General features: G+C 68.7%; 23 protein-coding genes. 12 read left to right on the plus strand and 11 right to left on the minus strand.

Annotated features, from left to right (window positions below; genetic code table 11):
* Nucleotides 1-345 precede the first annotated feature (345 nt).
* Complete coding sequence (locus AC04L7_RS00150; RefSeq protein WP_436000168.1) at nucleotides 346-1,431, plus strand: methyl-accepting chemotaxis protein; 1,086 nt, start codon at nucleotides 346-348, stop codon at nucleotides 1,429-1,431.
* Nucleotides 1,432-1,443: 12 nt separating this feature from the next.
* On the opposite strand, the gene AC04L7_RS00155 is transcribed toward AC04L7_RS00150, so the two are convergent.
* Nucleotides 1,444-1,767, minus strand: a complete 324-nt coding sequence (locus AC04L7_RS00155) for a Rieske (2Fe-2S) protein (RefSeq protein ID WP_436000170.1) — start codon at nucleotides 1,765-1,767, stop codon at nucleotides 1,444-1,446.
* A 90-nt stretch (nucleotides 1,768-1,857) separates the two neighbouring features.
* Here AC04L7_RS00155 and AC04L7_RS00160 point away from each other — a divergent pair, with 90 nt between their 5' ends.
* From AC04L7_RS00160 to AC04L7_RS00175, 4 genes are all read left to right on the plus strand, one after another.
* The gene (locus AC04L7_RS00160; protein ID WP_296278509.1) at nucleotides 1,858-2,133 is read left to right on the plus strand and encodes a hypothetical protein; all 276 of its coding nucleotides are present in this window, start codon (nucleotides 1,858-1,860) and stop codon (nucleotides 2,131-2,133) included.
* Nucleotides 2,134-2,197: 64 nt separating this feature from the next.
* The gene (locus AC04L7_RS00165) at nucleotides 2,198-2,905 is read left to right on the plus strand and encodes a fumarylacetoacetate hydrolase family protein (RefSeq protein WP_436000173.1); all 708 of its coding nucleotides are present in this window, start codon (nucleotides 2,198-2,200) and stop codon (nucleotides 2,903-2,905) included.
* 77 nt (nucleotides 2,906-2,982) lie between these two features.
* Nucleotides 2,983-3,387: a large-conductance mechanosensitive channel protein MscL gene (gene mscL, locus AC04L7_RS00170; RefSeq protein ID WP_296278511.1), complete on the plus strand. Its 405-nt coding sequence runs from the start codon at nucleotides 2,983-2,985 to the stop codon at nucleotides 3,385-3,387.
* A 92-nt stretch (nucleotides 3,388-3,479) separates the two neighbouring features.
* The gene (locus AC04L7_RS00175; protein WP_299346486.1) at nucleotides 3,480-4,883 is read left to right on the plus strand and encodes a M28 family peptidase; all 1,404 of its coding nucleotides are present in this window, start codon (nucleotides 3,480-3,482) and stop codon (nucleotides 4,881-4,883) included.
* A 3-nt stretch (nucleotides 4,884-4,886) separates the two neighbouring features.
* Here the strand turns inward: AC04L7_RS00175 and AC04L7_RS00180 are convergent, their stop codons facing one another.
* The 7 genes from AC04L7_RS00180 to cysD form a co-directional block, all read right to left on the minus strand.
* Nucleotides 4,887-5,729: a TrmH family RNA methyltransferase gene (locus AC04L7_RS00180; RefSeq protein WP_299346489.1), complete on the minus strand. Its 843-nt coding sequence runs from the start codon at nucleotides 5,727-5,729 to the stop codon at nucleotides 4,887-4,889.
* A 1-nt stretch (nucleotide 5,730) separates the two neighbouring features.
* Nucleotides 5,731-7,230 (minus strand): alanine/glycine:cation symporter family protein, encoded by a 1,500-nt coding sequence (locus AC04L7_RS00185; protein WP_475512343.1) that lies wholly within the window; start codon nucleotides 7,228-7,230, stop codon nucleotides 5,731-5,733.
* A gap of 117 nt (nucleotides 7,231-7,347) precedes the next feature.
* Entirely contained in the window at nucleotides 7,348-7,899 is a 552-nt protein-coding gene (locus AC04L7_RS00190; protein WP_436000176.1) for a GNAT family N-acetyltransferase, read from the minus strand.
* A complete protein-coding gene (locus AC04L7_RS00195; protein WP_436000178.1) occupies nucleotides 7,892-11,026 on the minus strand; it encodes an efflux RND transporter permease subunit in 3,135 nt (1,044 codons plus the stop codon). Before AC04L7_RS00195 ends, AC04L7_RS00190 begins: the two co-directional genes overlap by 8 nt.
* A 5-nt stretch (nucleotides 11,027-11,031) precedes the next feature.
* A complete protein-coding gene (locus tag AC04L7_RS00200; protein WP_475512344.1) occupies nucleotides 11,032-12,132 on the minus strand; it encodes an efflux RND transporter periplasmic adaptor subunit in 1,101 nt (366 codons plus the stop codon).
* Between the two features lie 165 nt (nucleotides 12,133-12,297).
* A complete protein-coding gene (gene cysN / locus AC04L7_RS00205; protein WP_475512345.1) occupies nucleotides 12,298-14,172 on the minus strand; it encodes a sulfate adenylyltransferase subunit CysN in 1,875 nt (624 codons plus the stop codon).
* A complete protein-coding gene (gene cysD, locus AC04L7_RS00210; protein WP_475512346.1) occupies nucleotides 14,172-15,083 on the minus strand; it encodes a sulfate adenylyltransferase subunit CysD in 912 nt (303 codons plus the stop codon). The genes cysN and cysD overlap by 1 nt, the downstream gene beginning before the upstream one ends.
* Before the next feature lie 202 nt (nucleotides 15,084-15,285).
* Here cysD and AC04L7_RS00215 point away from each other — a divergent pair, with 202 nt between their 5' ends.
* The 6 genes from AC04L7_RS00215 to AC04L7_RS00240 all read left to right on the plus strand — a co-directional run bounded on the left by AC04L7_RS00215 (nucleotide 15,286) and on the right by AC04L7_RS00240 (nucleotide 22,311).
* Complete coding sequence (locus AC04L7_RS00215; RefSeq protein WP_475512347.1) at nucleotides 15,286-17,151, plus strand: assimilatory sulfite reductase (NADPH) flavoprotein subunit; 1,866 nt, start codon at nucleotides 15,286-15,288, stop codon at nucleotides 17,149-17,151.
* A 94-nt stretch (nucleotides 17,152-17,245) separates the two neighbouring features.
* On the plus strand, nucleotides 17,246-18,949 hold the full coding sequence (cysI, locus tag AC04L7_RS00220; RefSeq protein WP_475512348.1) for an assimilatory sulfite reductase (NADPH) hemoprotein subunit: 1,704 nt from the start codon (nucleotides 17,246-17,248) through the stop codon (nucleotides 18,947-18,949).
* A complete protein-coding gene (locus tag AC04L7_RS00225) occupies nucleotides 18,946-19,659 on the plus strand; it encodes a phosphoadenylyl-sulfate reductase (protein ID WP_475512349.1) in 714 nt (237 codons plus the stop codon). The genes cysI and AC04L7_RS00225 overlap by 4 nt, the downstream gene beginning before the upstream one ends.
* 140 nt (nucleotides 19,660-19,799) lie before the next feature.
* Nucleotides 19,800-21,062, plus strand: coding sequence for a sensor histidine kinase (locus tag AC04L7_RS00230; RefSeq protein WP_436001091.1), 1,263 nt, complete (start codon nucleotides 19,800-19,802; stop codon nucleotides 21,060-21,062).
* Nucleotides 21,059-21,829 carry a LytR/AlgR family response regulator transcription factor gene (locus AC04L7_RS00235; RefSeq protein ID WP_296278522.1) on the plus strand — a complete coding sequence of 257 codons (771 nt, stop codon included), beginning with the start codon at nucleotides 21,059-21,061 and terminating at the stop codon, nucleotides 21,827-21,829. The genes AC04L7_RS00230 and AC04L7_RS00235 overlap by 4 nt, the downstream gene beginning before the upstream one ends.
* Before the next feature lie 113 nt (nucleotides 21,830-21,942).
* Nucleotides 21,943-22,311, plus strand: a complete 369-nt coding sequence (locus tag AC04L7_RS00240; protein WP_299346515.1) for a hypothetical protein — start codon at nucleotides 21,943-21,945, stop codon at nucleotides 22,309-22,311.
* A gap of 6 nt (nucleotides 22,312-22,317) precedes the next feature.
* Here AC04L7_RS00240 and AC04L7_RS00245 read toward each other — a convergent pair whose 3' ends face one another.
* The 3 genes from AC04L7_RS00245 to AC04L7_RS00255 form a co-directional block, all read right to left on the minus strand.
* Entirely contained in the window at nucleotides 22,318-22,701 is a 384-nt protein-coding gene (locus AC04L7_RS00245; protein ID WP_299346517.1) for a ribosomal maturation YjgA family protein, read from the minus strand.
* Nucleotides 22,698-23,015 carry a hypothetical protein gene (locus AC04L7_RS00250; protein WP_296278525.1) on the minus strand — a complete coding sequence of 106 codons (318 nt, stop codon included), beginning with the start codon at nucleotides 23,013-23,015 and terminating at the stop codon, nucleotides 22,698-22,700. Before AC04L7_RS00250 ends, AC04L7_RS00245 begins: the two co-directional genes overlap by 4 nt.
* 108 nt (nucleotides 23,016-23,123) lie before the next feature.
* A complete protein-coding gene (locus AC04L7_RS00255) occupies nucleotides 23,124-24,107 on the minus strand; it encodes a LysR family transcriptional regulator (RefSeq protein WP_475512350.1) in 984 nt (327 codons plus the stop codon).
* 172 nt (nucleotides 24,108-24,279) lie between these two features.
* Here AC04L7_RS00255 and cysG point away from each other — a divergent pair, with 172 nt between their 5' ends.
* Nucleotides 24,280-25,734 carry a siroheme synthase CysG gene (cysG, locus tag AC04L7_RS00260; protein WP_475512351.1) on the plus strand — a complete coding sequence of 485 codons (1,455 nt, stop codon included), beginning with the start codon at nucleotides 24,280-24,282 and terminating at the stop codon, nucleotides 25,732-25,734.
* Nucleotides 25,735-25,748 lie beyond the last annotated feature (14 nt).

The following is a 25,748-nucleotide window of genomic DNA, read 5'->3' on the forward strand; positions in this document are numbered from 1 at the left end:
CATGTGGAGCACGCTGTGCTCCAGCTCGTGGCCGAGGAAATGCCAGTCGATGCGATGCACCGGCGTGGGTTGGCCGCAGGCGGGACAGAACTTCTGCTGGGGATCGGCGACGGCTCGGCCGCAGTTGATGCAGATGCTCGCGTCGCCCATGCCGCTCCCCTTCCCGTGGTCGGCGGATTCTAGGGAAGCGAGGTGCGAACGTCCAACGCGCGTGCGCAGCGCGCCCCACCGAGGGGAAAACCTGCACCGCGAAGGTGCCTGCTAAAGCGGCTGCGAGACGCGCCGATAGCGCCTCAATGACGGCCATGCGCGAACGCACGGCCACCCCGCCACGCAAGGAAACCCATGAACGCACGCGCCACCGACCCCACCGACGACGCCGGCATCGACGACCACATCCAGTCCGTATCGGGACTGTCGGACTCGCTGCTCAAGCAACTGCGGCAATCGCTGCAGAAGATCGACGAGATCAACCGCATCACCCGCATCATTTCGATGAACGCCCGCATCGAAGCCGTGCGCATCGGCACGGCAGGCCGCAGCTTCGGCGTGATCGCCGAAGAAATGGATACCCTCGCGCGCCGGGTCAGCGACACCGCGCAGGACATCGACCGCATGGCCGTCCGCACCAGCCATGACCTGCGGGAGCGGCTGGACCAGCTGCAGACCGACGTGCGCCGCACGCGCCTGACCGACCTCGCCCTGGCCAACATCGACCTGATCGACCGCAACCTCTACGAACGCAGCTGCGACGTGCGCTGGTGGGCCACCGACGCGGCCGTGGTCGCGGCGGCGCAGGATCCGCAACCGGCCGCGCTCGCCCATGCCAGCCAGCGGCTGGGGCAGATCCTGGACTCGTACACGGTCTACTTCGACCTGGTGCTCGCCGACCTGCAGGGCAACATCATCGCCAACGGACGGCCGCGCCAATACCGCTCGACAGGCCAGTCGGCCGCACAGCAGGCATGGTTCCAGTCCGCCATGGCCACGCACAGCGGAGAGCAATTCGGCTTCCAGTCAATGCATGCCAGCCCCCTGGCCGGCGGAGAGCGCGTACTGGTGTACGCCTGCACCGTGCGCGAAGGCGGCCGCGTGGCGGGAAGACCGCTGGGCGTGCTGGGCATCGTGTTCCGCTGGGATGCGCTGGCGCAGACCATCGTGGAACGCACCCCGTTGTCGGACGCCGAATGGCGCCGCAGTCGCGTCTGCATCGTCGACGGACAAGGCCATGTGCTGGCCGACTCCGCGCGCGGAGATGCCGCGTCGCCGCGGCTGGACTTCCCAGGGCGGGCGACCCTGTTCGCACAGGCCCGGGCTGCGACCGATCTGGTCATCGAGGGGCGCGCCTGCTGTCTGGCGCAGGCGGCCTCCCCCGGGTACGAAACCTACCGCACGGGGTGGCACTGCGTGATCCAGCAGGGCGTCGCCTGAAGACCCGCGCTCTCAGGCGAGCCATACCTCGCCATCGCGCACCTGCACCGCGACGGCGTGCAGCGTGTCGCCCCGGCATGGCCCTGCGACACAGGCACCGGCCACGAGCTCGAACGACGCACCGTGGGCCGCACAGACCAGATGACCGTCCTTGCTCTTGAGGAACTGCCCGGGCGCCCAATCGAGGCGCCGGCCCGCGTGGGGACAGACATTCAGCCAGGCGCGCACCTCTCCGCCCGACCGATAGAGGATCAACGACTCGGCATCGTCGCCGATCGTGGCCTCAACCTCGGCGAAAGCCCCGTCGGCGATGTCATTCAGTGCACTTAGTCGCATGGCACTTAACGAAGTCCTCACACGGTCATCTAACCGTCATCCGATACTGCGTGCACCGGCTCCCGCCGCATTCTGTCACGACGCACCGCCATGTACGCACGCCATTTCCAGTTCAATTCCTTCCGCCACATCTTCGCGCCGCGCAAGCCGCGCCATCCGCTCCTGCGGGTGGGACTGGGCCTAGTGGGCGTGGCGCTGCTGGGCGTGCTGGTGTTCTTCAGCGTGTTCGTCGGAGCGGCCATGATCGCGGCCGGCCTGGTCTACAAGCTGGTTCGCCAGCGCGGCAAGCCGCAGGCCCGCGATGCGCGCGTGGTGGACGCGGAATACCACGTGGTGCGCAAGCCGGTGCTCCCGCTGTCGCGTTGATCCCACCGCGGGAACCCGGTTCCCGCCTACACTTTGCGGCCGTTCCACCTGCTGCCCGGCCGCCATGACCGACCTCGTTCCCGCTCCGCCCGTGCCACGCGTCCCCGTACGCGGCGGCGGCACGTTCCCTGTCCGGCGCATCTTCTGCGTCGGCCGCAACTTCGCCGACCATGCGCGTGAAATGGGCGCGGCCGCGCCCGCTTCGAAGGCCGAACGCGGCACGCCGGTGTTCTTCCACAAGCCGGCGGACGCCATCGTCACCGGCAACGGGGACGTACCCTACCCGCCGGGCACGAACGACCTGCACCATGAGGTCGAACTGGTCGCCGCGCTGGGCGCCGACGCACCCGCGGGCACGCTGTCGCGCGAAGCGGCGCAAGACCTGGTCATCGCCTACAGCGTCGGCCTGGACCTGACCCGCCGCGACCTGCAGGGCGCCGCCAAGGCCAAGGGCCTGCCGTGGGACACCGGCAAGGGCTTCGATCATTCGGCACCGATCAGCGACCTGGTCGCCGCCGCCGAGGTCGGCGCGCTCGATAGCCGCACGTTGACCCTGCGCGTGAACGGCGATGTCCGGCAGCACGGCGCACTGCACGACCTGATCTGGGACGTGCCCGACATCCTGCACGAGCTGTCGAAGCTCTATGCACTGAAGGCCGGCGACCTGGTCTTCATGGGCACGCCGGCAGGCGTAGCCGCACTGGTGCCCGGCGACACCTTCGTGGCCTCGCTCGATGGCGTGGTGGAACTGCGCGGGCGCATCGCCGGCTGATCCTGCCTTGCACCGTCGACGCCCGGGGTTATAGTCCATCGCAGTGGCGAGTCGGCGCCGTTCCAGGAGATGACGCAATGGGCATGATCAGCGAGTTCAAGGAATTCATCGCGCGCGGCAACGTGGTCGACCTGGCCGTCGGCGTGGTGATCGGCGCGGCCTTCGGCAAGATCGTCACCACCCTGGTCGACAAGATCATCATGCCGCCCATCGGCTACCTGATCGGTGGCGTCGACTTCTCGAAGTGGGCGTGGACGCTGAAGGAAGCCACCGTCGACGCCGCGGGCAAGGAAGTGCCCGCGATCGTGGTCGGCATCGGCGAGTTCCTCAACACGGTCATCCAGTTCGTCATCGTCGCGTTCGCGATCTTCCTGCTGGTCAAGGCGGTCAACCGCCTGCACCGCAAGCCCGAGGCCGCGCCCGCAGCGCCACCCGAGGACGTGCTGCTGCTGCGCGAGATCCGCGACGCGCTGAAGAAATAACGAACGCGGCGTTCCCGATCGGCAACGCCGTCGACGGAAACACGGGGCCACGGGCTGCTAAGCTCGTGGCCTTCGTTTTTCCGGGACTTTCCATGCGCCTTGCTCCGCTGCTGCTCGCCCTGGCCGTCACCGCTCCCGCTTTCGCCGCGTCGCGCGAAACCCGCATCCCCGACGCCGCACTCGCCACCGCGGCGCAGCTGCGCGAACAGGCGCTCGCCGACCGCACCGGTTGGAACGTCGTCGAATCGCTGACGACGGAGGTGGGCCCGCGCCTGGCCGGCAGCGAGGCCGATGCGAAAGCCGTGGCGTGGGCACAGGCGAAGTTCAAGGCGCTCGGCTTCGACAAGGTGTGGATCGAACCGGTGACGTTTCCGAAGTGGGTGCGTCGCAGCGAGCGGGCCGCCGTACTCGGTGGACACGCGCAACCGCTGACGGTCACCGCACTCGGCGGCAGTCCGAAGGGCAGCGTGGAGGCGGAGATCGTCCGCTTCGCCGACCTGGCTGCACTGGAAGCGGCGCCCGCGGGATCCCTGGCCGGGAAGATCGCCTTCGTCGATTACCAGATGACCTCCGCGCGCGATGGCAGCGACTATCGCAACGGCGGCGCGATCCGCTCGAAGGGCCCGTCGGCCGCGATCCGCAAGGGCGCGATCGCGTTCCTGATGCGCTCGGCCGGCACGGACAACCATCGCGTCGCGCATACCGGCATCACCCGGTTCGACGAAGGCCTGACGCCGGTACCGTCGGCATCGCTGACCATCCCGGATGCCGACCAGTTGGCGCGCCTGCTGCAGCGCGGTCCGGTGCGCGTATCGCTCGCGCTGGATTGCGGCTGGGACGGTGAGTACACCTCGCACAACGTGATCGGCGAGATCACGGGGCGCAGCCTGCCGAAGGAGGTCGTGGTGATCGGCGGCCACCTGGATTCATGGGACCTCGGCACCGGCGCGATCGACGACGGCGCCGGCATCGCCATCACGATGGCCGCCGGCCACCTGATCGGCCAGCTGAAGCAGGCGCCGAAGCGCACCATCCGCGTGATCGCCTTCGCCAACGAGGAGCAGGGCCTGTACGGCGGCAAGGCGTATGCGGAGAAGCACCTGGGCGACATCACGCGCCACCAGATCGGTGCGGAGAGCGATTTCGGCGCCGGTCGCATCTATGCGTTCAACACCGGCGCGCCGGACCACGCGCGCAAGGCCACCGAGCAGATCGCGCAGGCGCTGGCGCCGCTGGGCATCGAGTACGCGCCCGGCAAGGGCAGCGCGGGCCCGGACATCAGCCCGTTCGCGGCAAAGGGCATGGCGTGGGCGTGGCTGGCGCAGGACGGCAGCGACTATTTCGATCTGCACCACAACGCAGACGACACGCTCGACAAGATCGACCCGGCCGCGCTGGCGCAGAACGTGGCGGCTTACACGGTGTTCGCCTACCTGGCGGCGGACGCCGAGGGCGACTTCGGCAGCCAGCTCAAAGAGACCGCGGCTACCGAGTGAGGCTCAGCGGGCGCGCTGCGCCCACTGCGCCAGGAACACCGCCGTCGCGGCGGCCACGTTGAGGCTCTCGACGGCGCCGCTGCCGGGGATCGACAGTCGCGTATCGCAGGCATCGGCGAGGCGTGCATCCATGCCTTCGCCCTCCGCACCCATCACGTAGACGAGGCGCTGCGGCAGCTTGGCGGCGAACAGGTCGTCGCCACCGCGCACGACGGTGGCGGCCAGCGAGAAACCTGCATTGCGCAGCTGGGCGGCGGCGTTGTCCGGCTGTCCCATGCGCACCAGCGGCACCTGCTCGGCACCGCCTTCGGCCACGCGCGCCGCCGCGCCGGAGATCGCCAGCGTCGAATCACGCGGTAGCAGGATGCCGGCCACGCCGAAGTGCGCGGCCGAGCGCAGGATCGCGCCGAAGTTGTGCGGGTTGCCCACGCCATCGAGCCACAACGCGGCGACGGGCTTGCCTTCGGGCAATGCGCGCAGCCAGTCGGACATCGGCAGCGGCTCGACCTTGCGCACGTCGGCCACGATGCCTTCGTGGTGCGTACTGGCCGCGAGCCGGTCGAGATCGCCCTCTTCCACCACGCGGTAGCCGACCCGCTGCTTCACGCACCACGCCAGCAACGGCTTCAGGGCCTGGATACGCGACTCGGTCAGGTAGACCTTGCGGATCGCGTCCGCGCGCCGCGCGAAGACCGCCTGCACCGCATTGAGACCGTACAGGCGGAGTTCGTCGCGCGCGCTGCCCGCGGGGCGCTCTTCGCGCGGCGAGGGCGCTTGCGGCGGCCGCCGCCGATCGGGCGGATTGCCCGGTGGCCGTGGCGGCCGGCTGTTCCAGGGATTACTCACGTCAGGCCTTCGTCTTCCAGAAGTCGGCGTTGCGGATGCCCAGCGCATCCGGATCGAACGTCGGGTCAACGCCCAGCTTCTTCTGCCGCTCGTAGTCGCGCAGCGCGATCAGCGCCGGCTTCTGCAGGATCAGGATCGCGATGACGTTCAACCACGCCATCAGGCCGACGCCGATGTCGCCCAGCGTCCAGGCCATCGCGGCGTTGTGGTACGCACCGAAGATCACCATGCCCACGATGCCCACGCGCAGCAGCAAGGTTGCCAGCGGATGGGTCTTCTTGGTGCCGGCCAGGTAGGTCAGGTTGGTCTCGGCCATGTAGTAATAGGCCATGATCGTGGTGAAGGCGAAGAAGAACAGCGCCAGCGCCACGAACCCCGCACCCCAGCCCGGCAGCACCGATTCCACCGCGGCCTGGGTGAACTGCGCACCTTCCGAGGGTTGCAGGCCCGGAACGCCGGAGAAGATCTCGACCAGCGTGTCCTTGCCGTTCTCGGTGACGGTCTTGAACGTGTTGTACATGCCCGTCGACAGCAGCAGGAACGCCGTCGAGGTGCACACCAGCATGGTGTCGAAGTAGATCGCGAAGGCCTGCACGTAGCCCTGCTTGGCCGGGTGCGAGACCTCGGCGGCCGCGGCGGCGTGCGGGCCGGTGCCCTGGCCGGCTTCGTTCGCGTAGATGCCGCGCTTCACGCCCCAGGCGATCGCCTGGCCGATGATCGCGCCGAACGCCGCATGCGCGCCGAACGCGCTGGAGAAGATGTCGGCGAACATCGCCGGCACCTTGCCGGCGTTGGCGATCATGACGATGACCGCCATCAGGATGAACGCCAGCGCCATGAACGGCACGACGACTTCGGCGAACGTGGCGATGCGCTTGATGCCGCCGAAGATGATCAGCGCCAGCACCGCCGCCACGCCCACGCCCAGCCACAGCTTCAGCGCACCCGCACCACCGACGGCGTCGCAGCCACCGGCGCTGCACAGCACGTTGCTGGCACTGTCGGCGATGGCATTGGCCTGCACGCCCGGCAGCAGGAAGCCGGTGGCGATGACGGTCGCCACGGCGAAGGTGACGGCGTACCACTTCAGGCCCATCGCCTTCTCGATGTAGTAGGCCGGACCGCCGCGATAGCGCCCCTCGCCATCCTTTTCCTTGTAGATCTGCGCCAGCGTGCATTCGATGTACGACGTGGACGCGCCCAGGAAGCCCATCACCCACATCCAGAACACCGCACCGGGGCCGCCGTAGGCGATCGCGGTGGCGACGCCGGCGATGTTGCCGATGCCCATGCGGCCGGCCATCGAAATGGCCAGGGCMTGGAACGAAGATACGCCCGCATCGGATTTCTGCCCGGTGACGGTCAGGCGGCACATCTCGGCGAAGCCGCGGACCTGCATCACGCGGGTGCGGAGGGTGAACCACAGGCCGGCACCCAGGCACAGCGCGATCAGCGCGTTGCTCCAGATGATGCCGTTCAACCAGTTGAAAAAGGCTTCCACGGGGATGCGTCTCCGTCGTTCGTGCGTGCGCTGGGATACGGGAAGGCGGCGCAGGGCGCCGCCGGGTACCTGCAAGATAACCGCAACACGCGCCGCTGCGCAGTCCCCGCCGGCGTTTCAGCCGGGCCAGACCCGCCCGAACAGCCTCAGGTCGTGCAGTCCGTCCGCCTTCCGGATCGCGGCCCGCCGACAGCCTTCCTCGACGAAGCCGTTCTTCACCAGCACCCGCGCGGAAGCCGGGTTGGTGTCCAGCACGTTGGCCTCGATGCGGCGCAGCGACAGCGCAGGCACCACCCAGCCCAGATAGGTGGCCACCACGCGCGTCATGTGACCCCGGCCCCAGTGCGCGCGCCCGAGCCAGTAGCCCAGTTCCGCGGCGTGGCCCCGCTCGCCCGCGTGCGGGCGCACGGCGATGCCTCCGCTGGCTCCGCCATCGATCTCGATCGCGAATACCGGATGCCGGAAGTCCACCACATGGCCGGCCAGGAACGCCTCGCCATCGGCGCGCGTATATGGGTGAGGGAAACGCTCGCTCAGGCCACGCGGCACCTGAGGATCGTCGGCGTTGCGCAGCAGGGCTTCGAGATCGTCCTGCCGCCATGCACGCAGCAGGAAGCCGTCGCCCGCGATGCGTACGTCCGCATGCGGGCGCGCGCCGGTGTCAGCCATGGCCGCCGACGGAGGGTGTCTCGGCTTCCAGTTTGCTCAGCTCGTGCGCCACCGCTTCGGGCGAACGCGTGAACGGCGCCAGCAGCGCGTAGAACGCCGGCACCACGTACAGCGAGAGCAGCGTCGAGAACGTCACGCCGAAGATGACCACCACGCCGATGGTGGCGCGGCTGGCCGAGCCCGGCCCGCCTGCCAGTACCAGCGGCACCGCGCCCATGACGGTGGCGACGGACGTCATGAGGATCGGACGCAGGCGCACGCGTGCGGAGTCGGCGATGGCCTGCGCCACGCTGGCGCCGTCGTCGCGCAGCTGGTTGGCGAATTCCACGATCAGGATGCCGTTCTTCGCCGCCAGGCCGATCAGCATGACGATGCCGATCTGGCTGAAGAGGTTCAGCGTGCCGCCGGTGACCCACAGGCCGATCAGCGCGCCCAGCACCGCCAGCGGCACGGTCAGCATGATGATCAGCGGGTGGATGAAGCTCTCGAACTGCGCCGCCAGCACCAGGTAGACGATCAGCAGCGCTAGCGTGAACGTCAGCAGGATGGCGCCGCCGGCCTCCTGGTACTCGCGCGATTCACCCTTCCAGTCGATCTGTGCGTAGTCCGGCAGCTCCTCCGCCACCGCCTGCCGTGTCCACTCCAGCGCTTCTCCCATCGTGTAGCCCGGCGCGAGCCCGGCGCTGATGGTGATCGCGCGCAGGCGGTTGAAGCGGTTGAACGTGCCCGGCTCGGCGATCTCGCTGAGCGTCACCAGGTTCGACAGGGGAACCAGTGCGCCATCGGTGCCGCGCACGTAGGTATTGGCCAGATCCTCGGTGTTGGCGCGGTTCTCCCGACCGGCCTGCAGCATGACGTCGTATTCCTCGCCGTTGTCCACGTACGTGGTCACCTGGCGCGAACCCATCATCGTTTCCAGCGTGCGGCCGATCTCCTGCACCGGCACGCCCAGATCGGCGGCGCGGTCGCGGTCGATGTTCACGCGCATCTGCGGGCGCGTTTCCTTGTAGTCAGAATCCGGATCCTGGATGCCAGGGTTGGATTCCATCCGCTGCAGGATGCGGTCGCGCCACTGCGCCAGTTCGGCGTAGTCCGGGCCGCCCAGCACCAGCTGGTAGCGCTGGCCGCGACTGCCGACGAGGCCACCGGCGACGTTCGCGCGCGCCTGCACGCCCGGCAGCTTCGAAAGTTCCGCGCGCAGGCCGTTGACGACATCGTCCGTCGTCGCCTCGCGCTCGTGCCAGTCCTGCAGGAAGACGATGACCTGGCCGGTATGCATGTCCTCGCTGCCGCCGAATCCGCGCGGCACGCGCGAGTTGGCCCGCTCGATCGGCTTGTCGCCGCCGACCTGCCCCATCACGATGCGTTCGACCTGCTGCATCTGGTTGACCATGTAGTCGAAGCCGGCGCCTTCCGGCCCATCCACCATCACGAAGAAGCGGCCGCGGTCTTCTGCCGGCGCGAGCTCGCTGGGCACGCGCAGGCCCAGCACCACCACCGCCACGCCGCACAGCGCCATCGCCAGCAGCACCAGGCCGAGGATGCGCTTGCCGCTCATCGCGACAAGCCGCTCCACGTGGCGACCGTAGCCATTGCTGACGCGGGTGAGCGTGCGGTTGGTCCACGCATTCAGGCCGCGCGGCTCGGTGTGGGGCCGAACCAGCTTGGACGACATCATCGGCGTGAGCGTCAGCGCGACGAAAGCGGAAATCGCCACCGCCGCCGCCAACGCCACCGACAGCTCACGGAACAGGCGGCCGGTGTTGCCCTCCATGAAGCCCACCGGCAGGAACACGGCCACCAGCACCGCGGTGGTCGCGATGACCGCGAACGCCACCTGCGCCGTGCCGCGGCGTGCGGCGACCAGCGCAGGCTCGCCCAGGTCGGCGCGCCGCTGCACGTTCTCCAGCACCACGATGGCGTCGTCCACCACCAGGCCGATGCAGAGCACCAGCGCGAGCAGGGTCAGCAGATTGATCGAGAAACCGAACGCATACAGCGCGATGAAGGCGGACACCAGGCAGACCGGCACCGTCACCGCCGGAATCAACGCCGCGCGCAGGCTGCCGAGGAACAGCCAGATGACCAGGAACACCAGCACCATCGCTTCGCCCAGCGTCCAGTACACGCGTTCGATGGACGCTTCGATGAAGGTGGTGCTGTCGAAGGCGATGAAGATTTCCGTGCCTTCCGGCAGCGTCTGCTGGATCACCTCGGCTTCGGCACGGGCCGCGCGGGCCACGTCCAGCGCGTTGGCGGTGGACGTGCGCACGATGCCCAGGCCGACGTTCGGCACCGCATTGCTGCGCAGGTAGGATCGGCGCTCCTCCGCGCCCAGCTCGACCTTCGCCACATCACCGAGCCGGACGACATAACCGTCCGCGCCTTTGCGCAGCGGCAGCTGCGCGAACTGTTCGGGGCGCTGGTAGCCGCGCTCGACGCGCAGGGTGAAGTCGCGCGCCTGCGATTCGATGCGGCCGGCCGGCAGTTCGACGTTCTGCGCACGCAGCGCGGTTTCCACGTCACCGGTGGTGACGCCACGCGCGGCCATCGCTTCGCTATCGAGCCAGATGCGCATCGCATAGCGCTGGCCGCCGCCCAGTTGCACGCGGGCCACGCCATCGAGCGCGGACAGGCGGTCCAGCACGTAGCGGTCGGCGTAGTCGGTCAGCTCCATCGTGTCCATCACGGTGGAACGCATGTTCAACCAGATGATGACGTCGGCGTCGGCTTCCACCTTGGAGATCTGCGGCGGATCGGCCTCCTCCGGCAGGCGGTTCATCACCCGGCTGACGCGGTCTCGCACGTCGTTGGCGGCGGCTTCGATGTCGCGGCTGAGGTTGAACTCGATGGTGACGTCGGCACGGCCGTTGCGGCTGCTCGACTGGATGGTCTTGATGCCCTCGATGCCGGACAGGCCGTCCTCGAGGATCTGGGTGATGCGCGTCTCGACCACAGCGGCCGACGCACCCGGGTAGTTCACTTCCACCGACACGATCGGCGGATCGATGTTGGGCAGTTCGCGCAGGGTCAGGCGCAGGAACGACATCACGCCCAGCACGACCAGCAGCAGGCTGACCACCACTGCGAAGACGGGGCGCTTGATCGACAGATCGGAGAGCTTCATGGCGCTCAGCCCTTGCCGTCGGCGGCGGGCGCGTCCTGCTTCGGCGGCGCGGCCGGCGCGGCATCGGCCACTTTCACGCCGGGGCGCAGCTTGCCGGTGCCGTCGATGACGATGCGGTCACCCGCGGCGACGCCTTTCAGGATCTCGACGCGACCGTCGCGGCGCACGCCGGCGGTGATCRGTGCCTGTTCGACGCTGCCATCCGCCTTGACGCGGTAGACGAACGAGTCGCGTCCCACCTGCACCACCGCGATCTCGGGAATCACCAGCGCCTGCCGCTCGGGACGGAACAGGCGCACGTCGAGCAGCATGCCGGGACGCAGCCTGCGGTCCTCATTGGCGAAGACCGCGCGAACGGTGACGGCGCGGGTGGCCGGATCGATGCGCGCGTCGACGGTCTCGACCTGGCCTTCGAACGACACGCCGGGGTACGCCGTGGCCGTCGCCGTCACTGCATTACCCGGTTCGACCGAGGCCAGCGCGGCTTCCGGCAACTGGAAGTCGACGTACATGCGCGAGAGGTCGTCGAGCGTGGCGATGGTGCTGTTGGCCGTGATCAGCGAACCGGGGCTGACCTGGCGGATACCGAGGACGCCGGCAAACGGTGCGCGCACGCTGCGGTCGCTGATGTCGGCACGCGCCTGGCGCACGCGGGCGGCGGCGGCATCGCGCAGGGCCAGCTGGGTATCGAGTTGCGAGCGCGCGATCAGTTGCTGGTCGGCCAGCTCCTTCTGCCGGCGATACAGGCGGTCCGCTTCGGCGAAGGTCGCCTCGGACTGCACCAGCGCGGCCTGTGCCGCGTCGCCCTTCAGCGTGACCAGCGTCTGCCCGGCCTTGACCTGCTGGCCGCTCTCGAAATGCACGTCCTGCACGATCTCGCTGACCTTCGCGGTCAGGGTGACGGATTCGCGCGCTTTCGCCGTGCCGAGTGCCTGCAGGGTGTCGCTCCAGGCGCCCGATTGCACGACCTGGGTGGTGACCGGGATCGGACGCTCGCCCGCATTGCCCTTGGCCTTCGCCTGTCCGTCCTCGCCACCACCGCACGCGGCAAGCAGCAGCAGGGGCAGCGCGACCAGCAGGGCGCGGGGAGCGGATCGGTTGAGCATGGAACTTCCCGTAATCATCGTTATCTACGCAAGTCTACCGGCCCTACGTGACGCGAGGCGCGACAGATGCGGTAGTCGGTGCGGGAAACGCGCCGAAGGGCGGGCGGTGCACACACCCGACCATGACCAATGACCCTTGCCGGCCACGGAGGGCCGACGGCCGGGCTACTCCAGACCCAGCGTCGCCAGCACCTGCAACGCGAGCGCCTCGGGGTCGTGCTCGCCTGCATGCAGATGTATGTCGGGGCGTTCGGGCGCTTCGTACGGGGAATCGATGCCGGTGAAGTTGGGAATCAGGCCGGCACGCGCCTTCCTGTACAGACCCTTCACATCGCGCGCTTCCGCCAGCGCCAGCGGCACATCGACGAACACCTCGACGAACTCCCCCTCGTCGAACCGCTCGCGCGCCATGCGCCGTTCCGCGCGGAACGGCGAAATGAAGCTGACCAGCACGATCAGCCCGGCGTCGGTCATCAGCTTCGCCACCTCCGACACGCGACGGATGTTCTCCACGCGGTCCTCGTCGGTGAAGCCGAGGTCGCGGTTCAGGCCGTGGCGCACGTTGTCGCCGTCCAGCAGGAAGCTGTGGTAACCCAGCGCATGCAGACGCTTGTCCACCAGGTTGGCGATGGTCGACTTGCCCGCGCCGGACAGGCCGGTGAACCAGAGCACCTTCGGCGCCTGGCCCTTCTGGCGCGCACGCGCGGCCTTGTCCACGTCGACGTGCTGCCAGTGCACGTTGCCGGCGCGGCGCAGTGCGAAGTCCAGCGTGCCGGCACCGGCCGTCGCGTTGTCGTAGCGGTCGATCAGGATGAAGCCGCCGAGTGCGCGGTTGCGCGCGTAGGCCTCGAAGGCGATCGGTTCGTCGAGGCTGAGGTTGCAGTAGCCCACCTCGTTGAGCTCCAGCCGCTTCGCGGCCAGGTGCTCCTGGGTGTTCACGTCGATGCGGTGCTTGATCTCGGTGACCGTGGCCGACACGGTGCGCGCACCGATCTTCAGCAGGTAGGGCCGGCCCGGCAGCAGCGGCGCATCCGACATCCACAGCAGGTGGGCGGCGAACTGATCCGCCACTTCGGGCGGGTCGCCGGCGGCGGCGATCACATCGCCGCGGCTGATGTCGATCTCGTCGGCCAGGGTCAGCGTGACGGCCTGCCCGGCCGATGCCGACGCGACCTCGCCGTTGGCATCCAGCACCTGGGCAACGCGCGTACGGCGCGACGATGGCAGAACGACCACCTCGTCACCGGGCTTCACCTGCCCCGCGGCGATCGTGCCGGCATAGCCGCGGAAATTCTGGTGCGGGCGATTGWCCCACTGCACCGGCAGGCGCAGGCCGTCGCCGTTTTCCTGCGCCTCCACCTGCACCTGCTCCAGGTGCTCCAGCAGTGCGGGACCGGCGTACCAGGGCGTGCGCGCCGAACGCGACGACAGGTTGTCGCCTTCCAGCGCCGACAGTGGGATGCAGGTGACCTCCGCGATGCCCAGGCGCTGCGCCAGCGCGCGGTAGTCCGCGGCGATGCGCGCGAACACGGCTTCGTCGAAGCCCACCAGGTCCATCTTGTTCACCGCCAGCACCACGTGGCGGATGCCGAGCAGCGAGACGATGTAGCTGTGCCGGTGGGTCTGGGTCAGCAGACCCTTTCGCGCATCCGCCAGCACCACGGCCAGGTCCGCGGCGGACGCGCCGGTGGCCATGTTGCGGGTGTACTGCTCGTGGCCCGGGCAGTCGGCGACGATGAACTTGCGCTGGTCGGTGTCGAAGTAGCGGTAGGCCACGTCGATGGTGATGCCCTGCTCGCGCTCGGCGGCCAGGCCGTCCAGCAGCAGCGCGTAGTCGATGCGCTCGCCCTGGGTGCCGTGCTTGCGGCTGTCCTTCTCCAGTGCGGCCAATTGGTCGTCGAACAGCCGCTTGCTGTCGTACAGCAGGCGGCCGATCAGGGTGCTCTTGCCGTCGTCCACGCTGCCGCAGGTGATGAAGCGCAGCAGCGGCTTGGACTCGTGCTGCTTGAGGTAGCCGGCGATGTCGGTAGGGGCATTCATCAGAAATAACCCTCCAGCTTCTTCTTCTCCATCGACGCGCCCGGATCGTGGTCGATCACCCGGCCCTGGCGCTCGGAGCTGGTGGTGACGAGCATCTCGGCGATGATCTTCTCCAGCGAGTCAGCCTCGGACTCGATCGCGCCGGTCAGCGGATAGCAGCCCAGGGTGCGGAAGCGCACCCGCCGCTGCTGCGGCACTTCGCCTTCTCGCAGCGGCAGGCGGTCGTCGTCGACCATCAGCAGCGCGCCGTCGCGTTCGACGACCGGTCGCTCGGCGGCGAAGTACAGCGGGACCACCGGGATGTTCTCGCGATAGATGTAGAGCCAGATGTCCAGCTCGGTCCAGTTCGAAAGCGGGAACACGCGCACGCTCTCGCCGGTGTTGATGCGGGCGTTGTAGAGGTTCCACAGCTCCGGTCGCTGGTTCTTCGGGTCCCAGCGGTGCTTGTCGTTGCGGRACGAGAACACGCGTTCCTTGGCGCGCGACTTCTCCTCGTCGCGGCGCGCACCGCCGATGGCCGCGTCGAAGCGGTAGTGGTCCAGCGCCTGTTTCAGGCCCTGGGTCTTCATCACGTCGGTGTGGACGGTGGCGCCGTGGGTGATCGGGCCGATGTCGCGGGCGATGCCATCCGGATTGATGTGCACGCGCAGGTCCACGCCGGTCTCGGCGGCGCGCAGGTCGCGGAAGGCGATCATCTCGCGGAACTTCCAGCGCGTGTCCACGTGCAGCAGCGGGATCGGCGGCCGGGCCGGGGCGAACGCCTTCAGCAGCAGGTGCAGCAGCACCGAGCTGTCCTTGCCCACCGAATACAGCAGCACCGGATTGCGGAACTCGGCGGCGACCTCCCTGAGGATGTGGATGCTTTCCGCTTCCAGGCGGTCGAGGTGGGACAGGTGGTGTACGGCGGTCATCGAGGGGTGCGGCAGGGCTGGAATCCGGACGCGCTAGCCTAGCAGGGCTTCGCGTGATCGCCGGGAGGGCCGCCAGTATTCGGCCGCGGGCTCATGCCGTCGAAATAAGCGGGGGACATAAGCCCATAACCAGGCGTCCTTTCTGCCCGGGGGAACGGGTTCCTAACATCGACCGTCCCAGTCGCGCCCGTGGGCCACGCCGATGTCCGCCACCCAGCCAGTCCTCGCCCCCATCCCCCTCGCGGAGGAGCGGCGGGCGCTGCTGGCCCAGGCGGTAGCCGGCCTGGATGGCGCGAGCCTGTGGTGGATCTCCGGCTATACCGCTGGATTRGCGCAGGYCCAACTGGCGCCGCCGGCCTCGCCGACCACGTTGCCGAAAGCGATCGCCCCGGCCACCGGTGCGCAGGCCGCGCAGCGCCTGACCATCGTGTATGGCAGTCAGACCGGCAACGCCCGCCGTGCCGCCGAGGCGTTGTCCCAACAGGCCGAAGCCGCCGGACTGTCGGTCCGCCTGCTGCGCGCCGACGCTTACCCGCAGCGCGAACTGGCCAGCGAGCGCCTTCTCTATGTCGTCATCAGCACGCAGGGCGAAGGCGACCCGCCGGACGACAGCATCGGCCTGGTCGAATTCCTGCGCGGCAAGCGAGCGCCCAAGCTGCCGGAACTGAAGTACGCCGTGCTCGGCCTGGGCGATTCCAGCTATGCCGACTTCTGCGGCATCGCGTCGCGGCTGGATGCGCGCCTAGCCGAACTCGGCGGCAGCCGGCTGTTCGCCGCGGGCCTGGCCGACCTCGACATCGACACCGTCGCCACGCCATGGCGCGAGCAGGCCCTGGCCCACGCCCGCGACCTGCTGAAGGCACCGGCAACGGCCACGACCCCGTTGGCGACCGTCACCCCGCTGCGCCCGGGTCACGCCGCCGCGTGGTCGCACGAGCACCCGTTCCCGGCCGAGCTGCTGCTCAACCAGCGCATCAGCGGCCGTGATTTCAAGGGACCGCGCTTCGGCCAGCACGGCGTTGCCGACAAGGACGTGCGCCATATCGAACTGTCGCTGGACGGCAGCGGCCTGCAGTACGAGCCCGGCGATGCGCTGGGCATTCGCCATCGCAATACGCCCGCGCTCGTCGATGCGGTGCTCGATGCGCTGCACCTGGACGGCAGCGCCGCCGTCAGCGAAGGCAGCGACACCCTGCCGCTCCGCGAGTGGCTGGCCGCGCGCCGCGAACTGACCCGGCTGTCGCGCTCGTTCCTGGCCACGCATGCGGCGCATGCGCAGGCGCACGAGCTCAATGCGCTGCTCGCACCCGCGCAGAACGCCGCGCTGGCGCAACTGTCCAACACGCACCAGCTGATCGACGTGCTGCGCCGCTGGCCGGCCGGCTGGAGCGCGCAGGAGCTGGTCGCCGCGCTCCGCCCGCTCGCGCCGCGCCTGTACTCGATCGCCTCCAGCCGCAAGCGCGTCGGCGAGGAAGCGCACTTGACCGTCGACGTGCTGGGCTACGAAGCCTTCGGCCACGCGCATGGTGGCGCGGCCAGCGGTTTCCTGGCGGCGCTGGACGAAGGCGACCAGGTCCCGGTGTACATCGAGGCCAACGAGCGCTTCCGCGTGCCGGCCGACGGCAGCCGCGACATCCTGATGATCGGTCCGGGCAGCGGCGTGGCGCCGTTCCGCGGCTTCGTGCAGGAGCGTGCGGAGACCGGCGCGCGCGGCCGCAACTGGCTGTTCTTCGGCGCCCCGCACTTCAACCACGGCTTCTTCTACCAGAGCGAGTGGCAAGACGCGCTGCGCAGCGGCGAACTGCACCGCCTGGACCTGGCGTTCTCGCGCGACCAGGCGCGTAAGATCTACGTGCAGGACCGCCTGCGCGAGCGCGGCCGCGAGGTTTACGCCTGGCTGCAGAACGGCGCGCACCTGTACGTCTGCGGCGCCATCGGCATGGGCAAGGACGTGCATGCCGCGCTGCAGGCCATCGTGGCCGAGCACGGCGGGCTGGACGAGGATTCGGCGCGCGAGTACCTGATGCAGCTGCAGACGGAGGGACGCTATAGCCGCGATGTGTACTAACTCTGATACCGATGTGGGAGCGACGTAAGTCGCGACCCCAGGGTCCCGAGCACAGCCATCGCGACTTACGTCGCTCCCACAGCCAAGAGCACCCATGAGCACCCATTCCGTCGAAGACATCAAATCCGAGAGTCACYGGCTCCGCGGCAGCCTGCTCGACAGCCTGGCCGACCCGGTCACCGGCGCGCTGCGCGAATCGGACCAGACCCTGATCAAGTACCACGGCAGCTACCAGCAGGACGACCGCGACCTGCGCGACGAGCGGCGCCGGCAGAAGCTGGAGCCGGCCTACCAGTTCATGATCCGCACGCGCACGCCAGGCGGCGTGGTCACGCCGGAGCAGTGGCTGAAGCTGGACGCGATCGCCACGCAATACGCCAACCACTCGCTGCGCATCACCACGCGGCAGGCGTTCCAGTTCCACGGCGTCATCAAGCGCGAACTGAAAGCCACGATGCAGGCCATCAACGCCGCGCTGATCGACACGCTGGCCGCCTGCGGCGACGTCAACCGCAACGTGCTTGTCGCGGCCAATCCGCTGGAATCGCGTGCGCATGCCGAGGTGCAGGCCTGGGCAGCGAAGCTGTCGGAACATCTGCTGCCGAACACGCGCGCTTATTACGAGATCTGGCTGGACGAGGAACGCGTGGCCGGCAGCGGCGAGGAAGAGGAGCCCATCTACGGCGCCACCTACCTGCCGCGCAAGTTCAAGATCGGCTTCGCGGTGCCGCCCGTCAACGATGTGGACGTGTTCGCCAACGATCTCGGCTTCATTGCCGTCCTCGAGGACGGCGTGCTGGCCGGTTTCAACCTGGTGATCGGCGGCGGCATGGGCGCGACCCATGGCGATGCGGAGACCTATCCGCGCGTCGGCAACGTGGTCGGCTTCATCACGCCCGACCAGTTGCTCGATGTCGCCACGGCCGTCGTCACCACCCAGCGCGACCTCGGCAACCGCGAGCTGCGCAAGCGCGCGCGCTTCAAGTACACCATCGACGACCATGGCCTGGACAAGGTGGTCGGCGAGATCGAACGCCGCAGTGGCGTGGCCCTGCAGCCCGTACGCGCCTTCCGCTTCGACCACAACGGCGACCGCTACGGCTGGGTGGAAGGCGAGGACGGGCGCTGGCACCTGACCCTGCACCTGTTCGCCGGCCGCATCGCCGACACCGCGCATGCGACCCACCTGACCGGCCTGCGCGAGATCGCCAACGTGCATCGGGGCGAGTTCCGCATGACGGCGAACCAGAACCTGGTGATCGCCGGCGTGCCGGCGGGCGAACGCGAACGCGTCGATGCGCTCGTGAGGGCGCATGGGCTGGACGCTGGCGAACGCCTGGGCACGGCGCTGCAGCGCGCAGCGGTGGCTTGCGTGGCGCTCCCGACCTGCGGCCTGGCGATGGCCGAAGCCGAACGCTACCTGCCCGACTTCACCAACCGCCTGCAGYCGCTGCTGGAAAAGCACGGCCTGCGCGATGCGCCGATCCTGCTGCGCATCTCCGGGTGCCCGAACGGCTGCTCGCGTCCCTACCTCGCCGAGATCGCCCTCGTCGGCAAGGCGCCGGGCCGCTACAACCTGATGCTCGGCGGCGACGCGCGCGGCCAGCGCCTCAACACGCTCTACCGCGAAAACATCGACGAAGCCGCGATCCTCGACACCCTCGACGACCTGTTCGCGCGCTACGCCGGCGAACGCGCCGACGGCGAAGGCTTCGGCGACTTCCTCCACCGCAGCGGCGTGGTCGCCCTGCCGTCGTACCCCACCCACCGACAGATCGCACTGGAACTGCACGCATGAGCGCCCCCGCCCTTTCCCTGGACACCGACCAGATCGCCGAGCACAACGCCTGGCTGGAAACGCAGACGGCCGAACAGCGCGTCGCCTGGGCACTCAAGCACGGCCCGGCGGAAGCGGCGATGTCCTCGAGCTTCGGTGCGCAGGCCGCGGTGCTGCTGCACATGGTGTCGCAGCAGAAGCCGGACGTGCCGGTGATCCTGATCGACACTGGCTACCTGTTCCCTGAGACCTACCGCTTCGCCGACGAACTGGTCGAGCGCCTGAAACTCAACCTGCAGGTCTTCCGTCCGTTGGTCAGCCGCGCCTGGATGGAAGCCCGCCATGRCCGCCTGTGGGAACAGGGCCTGGTAGGCATCGAGCAGTACAACAGCCTGCGCAAGGTGGAACCGATGAAGCGCGCGCTGAAGGATCTGGGCGTGGGCACCTGGTTCACCGGCCTGCGCCGCACGCAGTCGACCAGCCGTGCGAACGCGCCGTCGCTGCAGCAGCGCGAGGCCCGCTGGAAGATCAACCCCATCGTCGACTGGACCGACCGCGATGTCTGGCAGTACATGAAGCAGCATGACCTGCCCTACCACCCGCTGTGGGAACAGGGCTACGTCTCGATCGGCGACTTCCACACCACGCGCCGCTGGGAACCCGGCATGCGCGAGGAAGACACCCGCTTCAACGGCCTGAAGCGCGAGTGCGGCATCCACGTCGAGGTCTGATGGCGACGCCGGTGGCCTGACGCTTTCGCGCCGGGCCAGCCCGGTTTCATCGCCGGATCGCCKGGTCTGTCGCGGCCCCCCTTCCCTCTGCGGATGACCCCGTTATCCTCCACGGCACTCCCAACGCCGTGGTGTCCGACGTGTTCCCCAGCCTGCTCCTGATCGTCCGCATCCTCATCGCCTGGTTCGGCGCCGTGCTCATGGCGGGCTTCATCTGGAACGGCATCTTCGAGCGGACGGTGCTGTCGGGAGCGGCGGAGTGGCTCTTCAATCTCGCCTCGACGCTGGTGATGCTGTCGGTGCTGATCGGCCTGATCAGCCACTTGCGCCGCATCTGGCTGATCACCGGGCGACTGGACAGCACCACCCTGGCGAGCCGACAGCGTCGACAGATCGAAGTGCCGCTGGACACCGCCGCCACCTTCGCCCTGATCGAAGGCGCACTGCGCGAACTGCCCCGCGCCGAAGACGCCGAAAGCGCGCCCGACAGCCTGCAGGTGCGGGTCAAGGTGCGCCGCGCGGACAGTTTCGACGGCCCGAGCCAGCCCTCGCGCTTCAACATCATGGCGCGCTTCGCGGTGAAGCGCGACCTGGTGCAGGCCACGGTCACGCCCGGCAACGGCACCAGCAGCATCACCCTGATGGTGGGTCCGGATGCGAGCGCATGGCTCGACCTGTTCGTACTCGACGACGGCGTCAACGTCGAGAACGTCGAGGCCGTCACGCGCGCGATCACCCGCCGCGTCGCCGACCAGCGCCGGCAGGAGCAGGCCGATGTCGTGAAGACCGTCAGCGAGAAGGAACTGACCGTGGCGCGCCTGAACCTGCTCAATGCGCAGGTCGAACCGCACTTCCTCTACAACACGCTGGCCAGCGCGCAGGTGCTGACCCGCACCGATCCGCCACGCGCCGACATCATGCTTGGCCACCTGATCCAGTACCTGCGCAGTTCGCTGCCGCGCACCGACGATGCACTGTCGACGCTGGGCGAGGAACTGGAGCGGACGCTGGCCTACCTCGAGATCCTGAAGATCCGCATGGGCAGCCGCCTGTCGATGCAGGTCGAGGTACCCGACGCACTGAAGTCCGTGCCCATGCCATCGATGATGCTGCAGACGCTGGTCGAGAACGCAATCAAGCATGGCCTGGAGCCCAAGACCGGCGGCGGCACCATCTGGATCCTCGCGCGCCGGCATGACGACCATGCCACGCTCACCGTCGCCGACGATGGCCAGGGCTTCGGCGGCCAGAGCGCCGGCACCGGCATTGGCCTGAAGAACCTGCGCGAACGCCTGCGCCTGACCTTCGGCAACGATGCCTCGTTCGCCATCGTGTCCAACTTCCCCAGTGGCGTCGCCGCCACGCTGACGCTGCCGCTGGACGGCAAGGCAGGTGCCGCATGAATTTCCGGGGCGTGATCGCCGAAGACGAGGAGCTGCTGCGCACCGCGCTGTCCTCGCTGTTGAAGGAGGCCTGGCCGCAGCTGGAGATCGTGGCCGAATGCGAAGACGGCGCCAGCGCGCTGGAATCGATCGCCGAGCTGCAGCCGGACGTGGCCTTCCTCGATATCCGCATGCCCGGCCTGACCGGCATCGAAGTCGCACGCGGCCTGGCCGATGCGAGCCCGCGCACGCAGGTCGTGTTCGTCACGGCGTACGATCAGTACGCGATCGACGCGTTCGAACAGGGCGCCATCGACTACCTGCTGAAGCCGATCACGCGCGAGCGCTTGCTGGCCACCGTGCAGCGCATCCAGGCGCGTGCAGCGGCGGGGCATCCGGATGGCGCCACGCTGGACGCGCTTCTGCGCCACCTGTCGGCACGCCAGGTCGTTTCATCCAAGCCGCCGCTGGTGTGGATCACCGCCAGCGCAGGCAAGGACACCAGGCTGATCATGGTCGACGACGTGGCCTACTTCCAGGCAGACAACAAATACACCACGGTGATGACGGCCGACGGCGAATCGCTGCTGCGCACGCCGCTGCGCGAACTGCTCGATTCGCTGGATACCACCACGTTCAAGCAGATCCACCGCTCCACCATCGTCAACATGAAGGCGGTCGCGTCGGTCAGTCGCGACGAAACCGGCCGCGGCCGATTGAAACTGAAGACGCGTCCGGAAGTGCTGACGGTCAGCCAGCCCTTCATGACCCTGTTCCGCAACATGTAGCACCGCTTTAAACCCGCCCGCCCTCCGCGGCATCCAACGTGGCAACGCCGGCACGACGCAGCATGCGTCGTGGAGGGCATGCCTTTGCCCATCGAAACATCCGAGGAAACGCCATGCGCATCATCACGTCCCTGGTGTCCTGCCTGCTGGCTTTGGCAGGATGCGATGAAAAGCCCAGCGTCACCACCATCCACCACAGCAGCGCGAACGGTGTCGATACGCTTTTCAGCAAGACCACGCTGAAGGAAGGCGTAGCGACGTTCGAATGCTTCGCCAGCGAAAGCGGCCAGTGCCACTACCTCGTCTACACGGAGACGTGCCCGACGCCCGCGCCGGGCGAGGACCCCGGGGCCTGCGAACGCAGCACGCTGGAGGACTTCGCGCTGGCGCCCGGCAAGGCGCATGAGATTCGCGGCCTGCCCCAGGATTTCAGGCAATGCGTCTCGAAGAACGCCGATGCCGATCCGGCGTGCGGAGGCTGACGCCGCTCAGCGTACGGGGTTGACCATGGAACGACGTTCCAACACGCAGGCAAGCCCGAAGCCGATGACGTAGGCGACCACGTCCAGCCAGTCCGGCGTGCTGCCGAGCACGATGCGCAGCACCGGCGACGTCACCTGCCAGCCCGCTTGCTGGCTGACATACTGCCCCGCTTCGACGGCCAGCCCGACGGAGAGCGCAATCAGCGGACGCACCGGTGGACGCAGCCATACGACGCAGGCGAGCACGCAATGCACCCAGACGACGGCGAGCACGTCGCCAGCGAAGCTGCGCAACCATCCCAGTCCCGCGCCGGCGGTCGCCAGCAACACGAGCAGCACGAACAGGCCCACCGCCCACGATGCCGCCGTGCGGTCGAACCGCCACCTCATGCGCTGCCGCAATGCGCACCCTCGAGGCTCTTGCTGCCGCAGGCCAGGCATTTGCGGTACTTCTGCCGATGCCGGTTGTAGCGCACCCGCGACATCATGCCGCCGCACGCGCAGCGCAGCTCATGGCCCAGCGTCCACCGGTAAAGGCGCCAGCTGGAGTGGAGCGCCCAGGCCGTCCCCAGCAGGATCGCCAGCAGGAACGAAAGCGAGGCCAGCCGCTGCGGCGTGATGTCGCCGAGTGCGCGCCCGCTGCGCGTCACCACTTCGGCCGTGGCGAAGCCGCCCACCGCCAGCACCACGGCGGGGGCGTACATGCGAGCAACCATCCGGGAAATTCGGTTCATCGGACGCAGGAGAGGGGCGACGACGCGCAGACTCGCCCGCGCCGGCATGCCGCGTCAATCACGCGGCCTGGACCGGCCTCAGCTGGTGATCGTCTGCGTCAGCGACTGCCAGGTCGGCGGTTCCGGCCAGTCCGGATCCTGGTTGCCGTCGATCACCCGGCGCAAGTCGCGGCGATCGATCTGCGGCGCCAGCGCCCGCACCAGGTCCAGCGCGTAATCGCGCAGCACGCGCTCGCGCGGCAGCACGGCCCACGCGATGCACTCCTTCACTTCCACCGGTGCGGGCCAGGYGCGCAGGTCGGTGTCGGCCGCGTTCACCGCCATCTCCGCCAGCAGGCCGACGCCGAGCCCGGCCCGCACGTAGGTCTTGATGAGGTCGGCGTCCAGCGCGGTCAGGGCGATGTCGGGTTCCAGTCCCACCTTGGCGAATGCGCGCTGCAACGACGATCCGGGCCGCGTCGACGACTCGTAGCTGATCAGCGGCTGGTCGGCCAGGTCGGCCATGCCGGGCACGCGACCGAGTTGCTCCAGCGCATGCCCGCGCGGCACCAGCACCAGGCGACGCCAGCGGTAAAGCGGCACGGCGATGCCCGCCTGCGGCGCGTCGCCCGCCGTACTGACCACGGCCATGTCGGCGTCGCCCTGCGTCAGCAGGTCCAGCGCCTGGCTTTCCGGCGCCTGCTGCAGGTGCACGCTGACCTGCGGGAAATCCCGCTTGATCTGCGCGATGGCCGGCGGCAACACGAAACGCGCCTGTGTATGCGTGGTCACCAGCACCAGCTGCCCTTGGCTTTCACGGCGCTGGTTGGCGGCGTAGGTCCGGATGTTGTTGGCCTCGGCCAGCACCAGGCGCGCGCGGTCGATCACTTCCTGGCCGGCCGGGGTCACGCTTTCCAGGCTGCGCCCCTTGCGGACGAACAGCAGGAAGCCCAGCTCGTCCTCCAGTTGTTTCAACTGCTTGGACAGGCCGGGCTGGGTGGCATGCACGCGCGCCGCCGCCAGCGTGATGTTGAGGTCGGCATCGGCGATCGCCACCAGGTAGCGGAGTTGGGTCAGCGTCATCGGCGTGGGGCGTGGGGGCCCACCGGAAGGGGCCTTGGACTGTAGAGGATTTGCCGGGACCGTAGCCGCCACTGCTTATAACTGCAAGGCATATGGTGTTGGTGGGATGTCATTTCCGACCGCCATGAGCGGGCAGTACGGTCAGCAGCCCAGCCGACTTCCGCCAACGCCCGTGAGCGCTCCACTGTTTCCGCTGTTTGCCGACCTGCAGGGCCGCCATGTGCTGGTCGTGGGGGGCGGTACGGTGGCGGAGCGGAAGACCGAGGCCCTGCTGCACGCTGGTGCCCGTCCCCGCGTCGGTGCGCCCGACCTGACCCCGCGCCTGCACGCTTGGCACGAGGCAGGCCGTATCGAATGGGTGGAAGGCCGTTTCGACGCGCAGTGGCTGGCGGGCGCCTGGCTGGTGGTCGCCGCCACCGACGACGGTGCGGTCAACCGTGCGGTCGCCACCACCGCCGAAGCCCGCCACGTATTTGCCAATGTCGTGGACGACGGCGAACTGTCCACGTTCCACGTGCCCGCCATCGTTGAACGCGGTCCCTTGCAGCTTGCGATTTCCAGTGGCGGTGGTGCGCCGATGCTGGCGCGGCACCTGCGCYGCCAGCTGGAAACACTGCTCGATGGCTCGTGGGCGTCATTGGCCGAGCTGTTCACGCGCCAGCGCCAGCGCATCCGCCAGCGTTTCCCGCAGCCGGCCGAACGGCGCCGCTTCTTCGAAAGACTGCTGGCGGGGCCGTTGCCGCGCCTGTTCCGCCAACACCTGCACGCGCAGGCCGAACACCATTTCCAGGCGATGCTCGACGAGCATGCTCCGTCCGCGCCCGGCGGCTCGGTCGCCGTGGTGGGTGCCGGCCCCGGCGATGCAGGCCTGCTGACGCTCAATGCGCTGCGCGCGATGAACGAAGCGGACGTGATCCTGCACGACCGCCTGGTCAGCGAAGACGTGCTGCGCCTCGGCCGCCGCGACGCGACCTATATCGAAGTCGGCAAGTCGGCCACCGGCCACAGCACCCGGCAGGACGATATCCACGCCCTGATGCTGGAGCACGCGCGGGCGGGAAGGCGCGTCGTGCGGCTGAAGGGCGGCGACCCGTTTGTCTTCGGCCGCGGCGGCGAAGAGCTGGAATACCTGCGCGCGCACGGCATTCCCTACGAAGTGGTGCCCGGCATCACCGCCGCGGTGGCGTGCGCGGCCTACGCCGGCATTCCGTTGACCCATCGGGACCATGCGCAGTCGGTCAAGCTGGTGACGGCGCACTGCAAGGCATCGTTCGACACGCTCGACTGGCCGGCGCTCGCGCTGGAGCGGCAGACGCTGGCCGTCTACATGGGCGTGGCCGGGCTGGAAGGACTGCGCGACCGGCTCGTCGCCCACGGGCGTGCGGCTTCCACACCGTTCGCGCTGGTCGAGAACGGCTCCCGCCGCGACCAGCGCGTGGTGGCCGGCACGCTGGCCGATCTGCCCGAGATCGCGCGTTCCCACCACGTACGGTCACCCGCCCTGCTGATTTTGGGCGAAGTCGCGGCGCTCGCCGGCACCCTGCACTGGTTCGGCGCGCCGCCCTTGGGCGCCCCGGACTCCACACATTCCCGCAACCTTCCGGCGCCCACACTGCAGGCCGCCTGAGCCCCCTTCGGAGA

The sequence above is a fragment of the Pseudoxanthomonas sp. LjRoot204_2 genome (assembly GCF_056175765.1).

What these genes read in the sequence shown, in the direction of transcription:
- AC04L7_RS00150 (WP_436000168.1), top strand. Translation starts at nt 346, where the DNA reads ATGAACGCACGCGCCACCGACCCCACCGACGACGCCGGCATCGACGAC.
- AC04L7_RS00155 (WP_436000170.1), bottom strand. Translation starts at nt 1,767, where the DNA reads ATGCGACTAAGTGCACTGAATGACATCGCCGACGGGGCTTTCGCCGAG.
- AC04L7_RS00160 (WP_296278509.1), top strand. Translation starts at nt 1,858, where the DNA reads ATGTACGCACGCCATTTCCAGTTCAATTCCTTCCGCCACATCTTCGCG.
- AC04L7_RS00165 (WP_436000173.1), top strand. Translation starts at nt 2,198, where the DNA reads ATGACCGACCTCGTTCCCGCTCCGCCCGTGCCACGCGTCCCCGTACGC.
- mscL (WP_296278511.1), top strand. Translation starts at nt 2,983, where the DNA reads ATGGGCATGATCAGCGAGTTCAAGGAATTCATCGCGCGCGGCAACGTG.
- AC04L7_RS00175 (WP_299346486.1), top strand. Translation starts at nt 3,480, where the DNA reads ATGCGCCTTGCTCCGCTGCTGCTCGCCCTGGCCGTCACCGCTCCCGCT.
- AC04L7_RS00190 (WP_436000176.1), bottom strand. Translation starts at nt 7,899, where the DNA reads ATGGCTGACACCGGCGCGCGCCCGCATGCGGACGTACGCATCGCGGGC.
- AC04L7_RS00195 (WP_436000178.1), bottom strand. Translation starts at nt 11,026, where the DNA reads ATGAAGCTCTCCGATCTGTCGATCAAGCGCCCCGTCTTCGCAGTGGTG.
- AC04L7_RS00235 (WP_296278522.1), top strand. Translation starts at nt 21,059, where the DNA reads ATGAATTTCCGGGGCGTGATCGCCGAAGACGAGGAGCTGCTGCGCACC.
- AC04L7_RS00240 (WP_299346515.1), top strand. Translation starts at nt 21,943, where the DNA reads ATGCGCATCATCACGTCCCTGGTGTCCTGCCTGCTGGCTTTGGCAGGA.
- AC04L7_RS00245 (WP_299346517.1), bottom strand. Translation starts at nt 22,701, where the DNA reads ATGAGGTGGCGGTTCGACCGCACGGCGGCATCGTGGGCGGTGGGCCTG.
- AC04L7_RS00250 (WP_296278525.1), bottom strand. Translation starts at nt 23,015, where the DNA reads ATGTACGCCCCCGCCGTGGTGCTGGCGGTGGGCGGCTTCGCCACGGCC.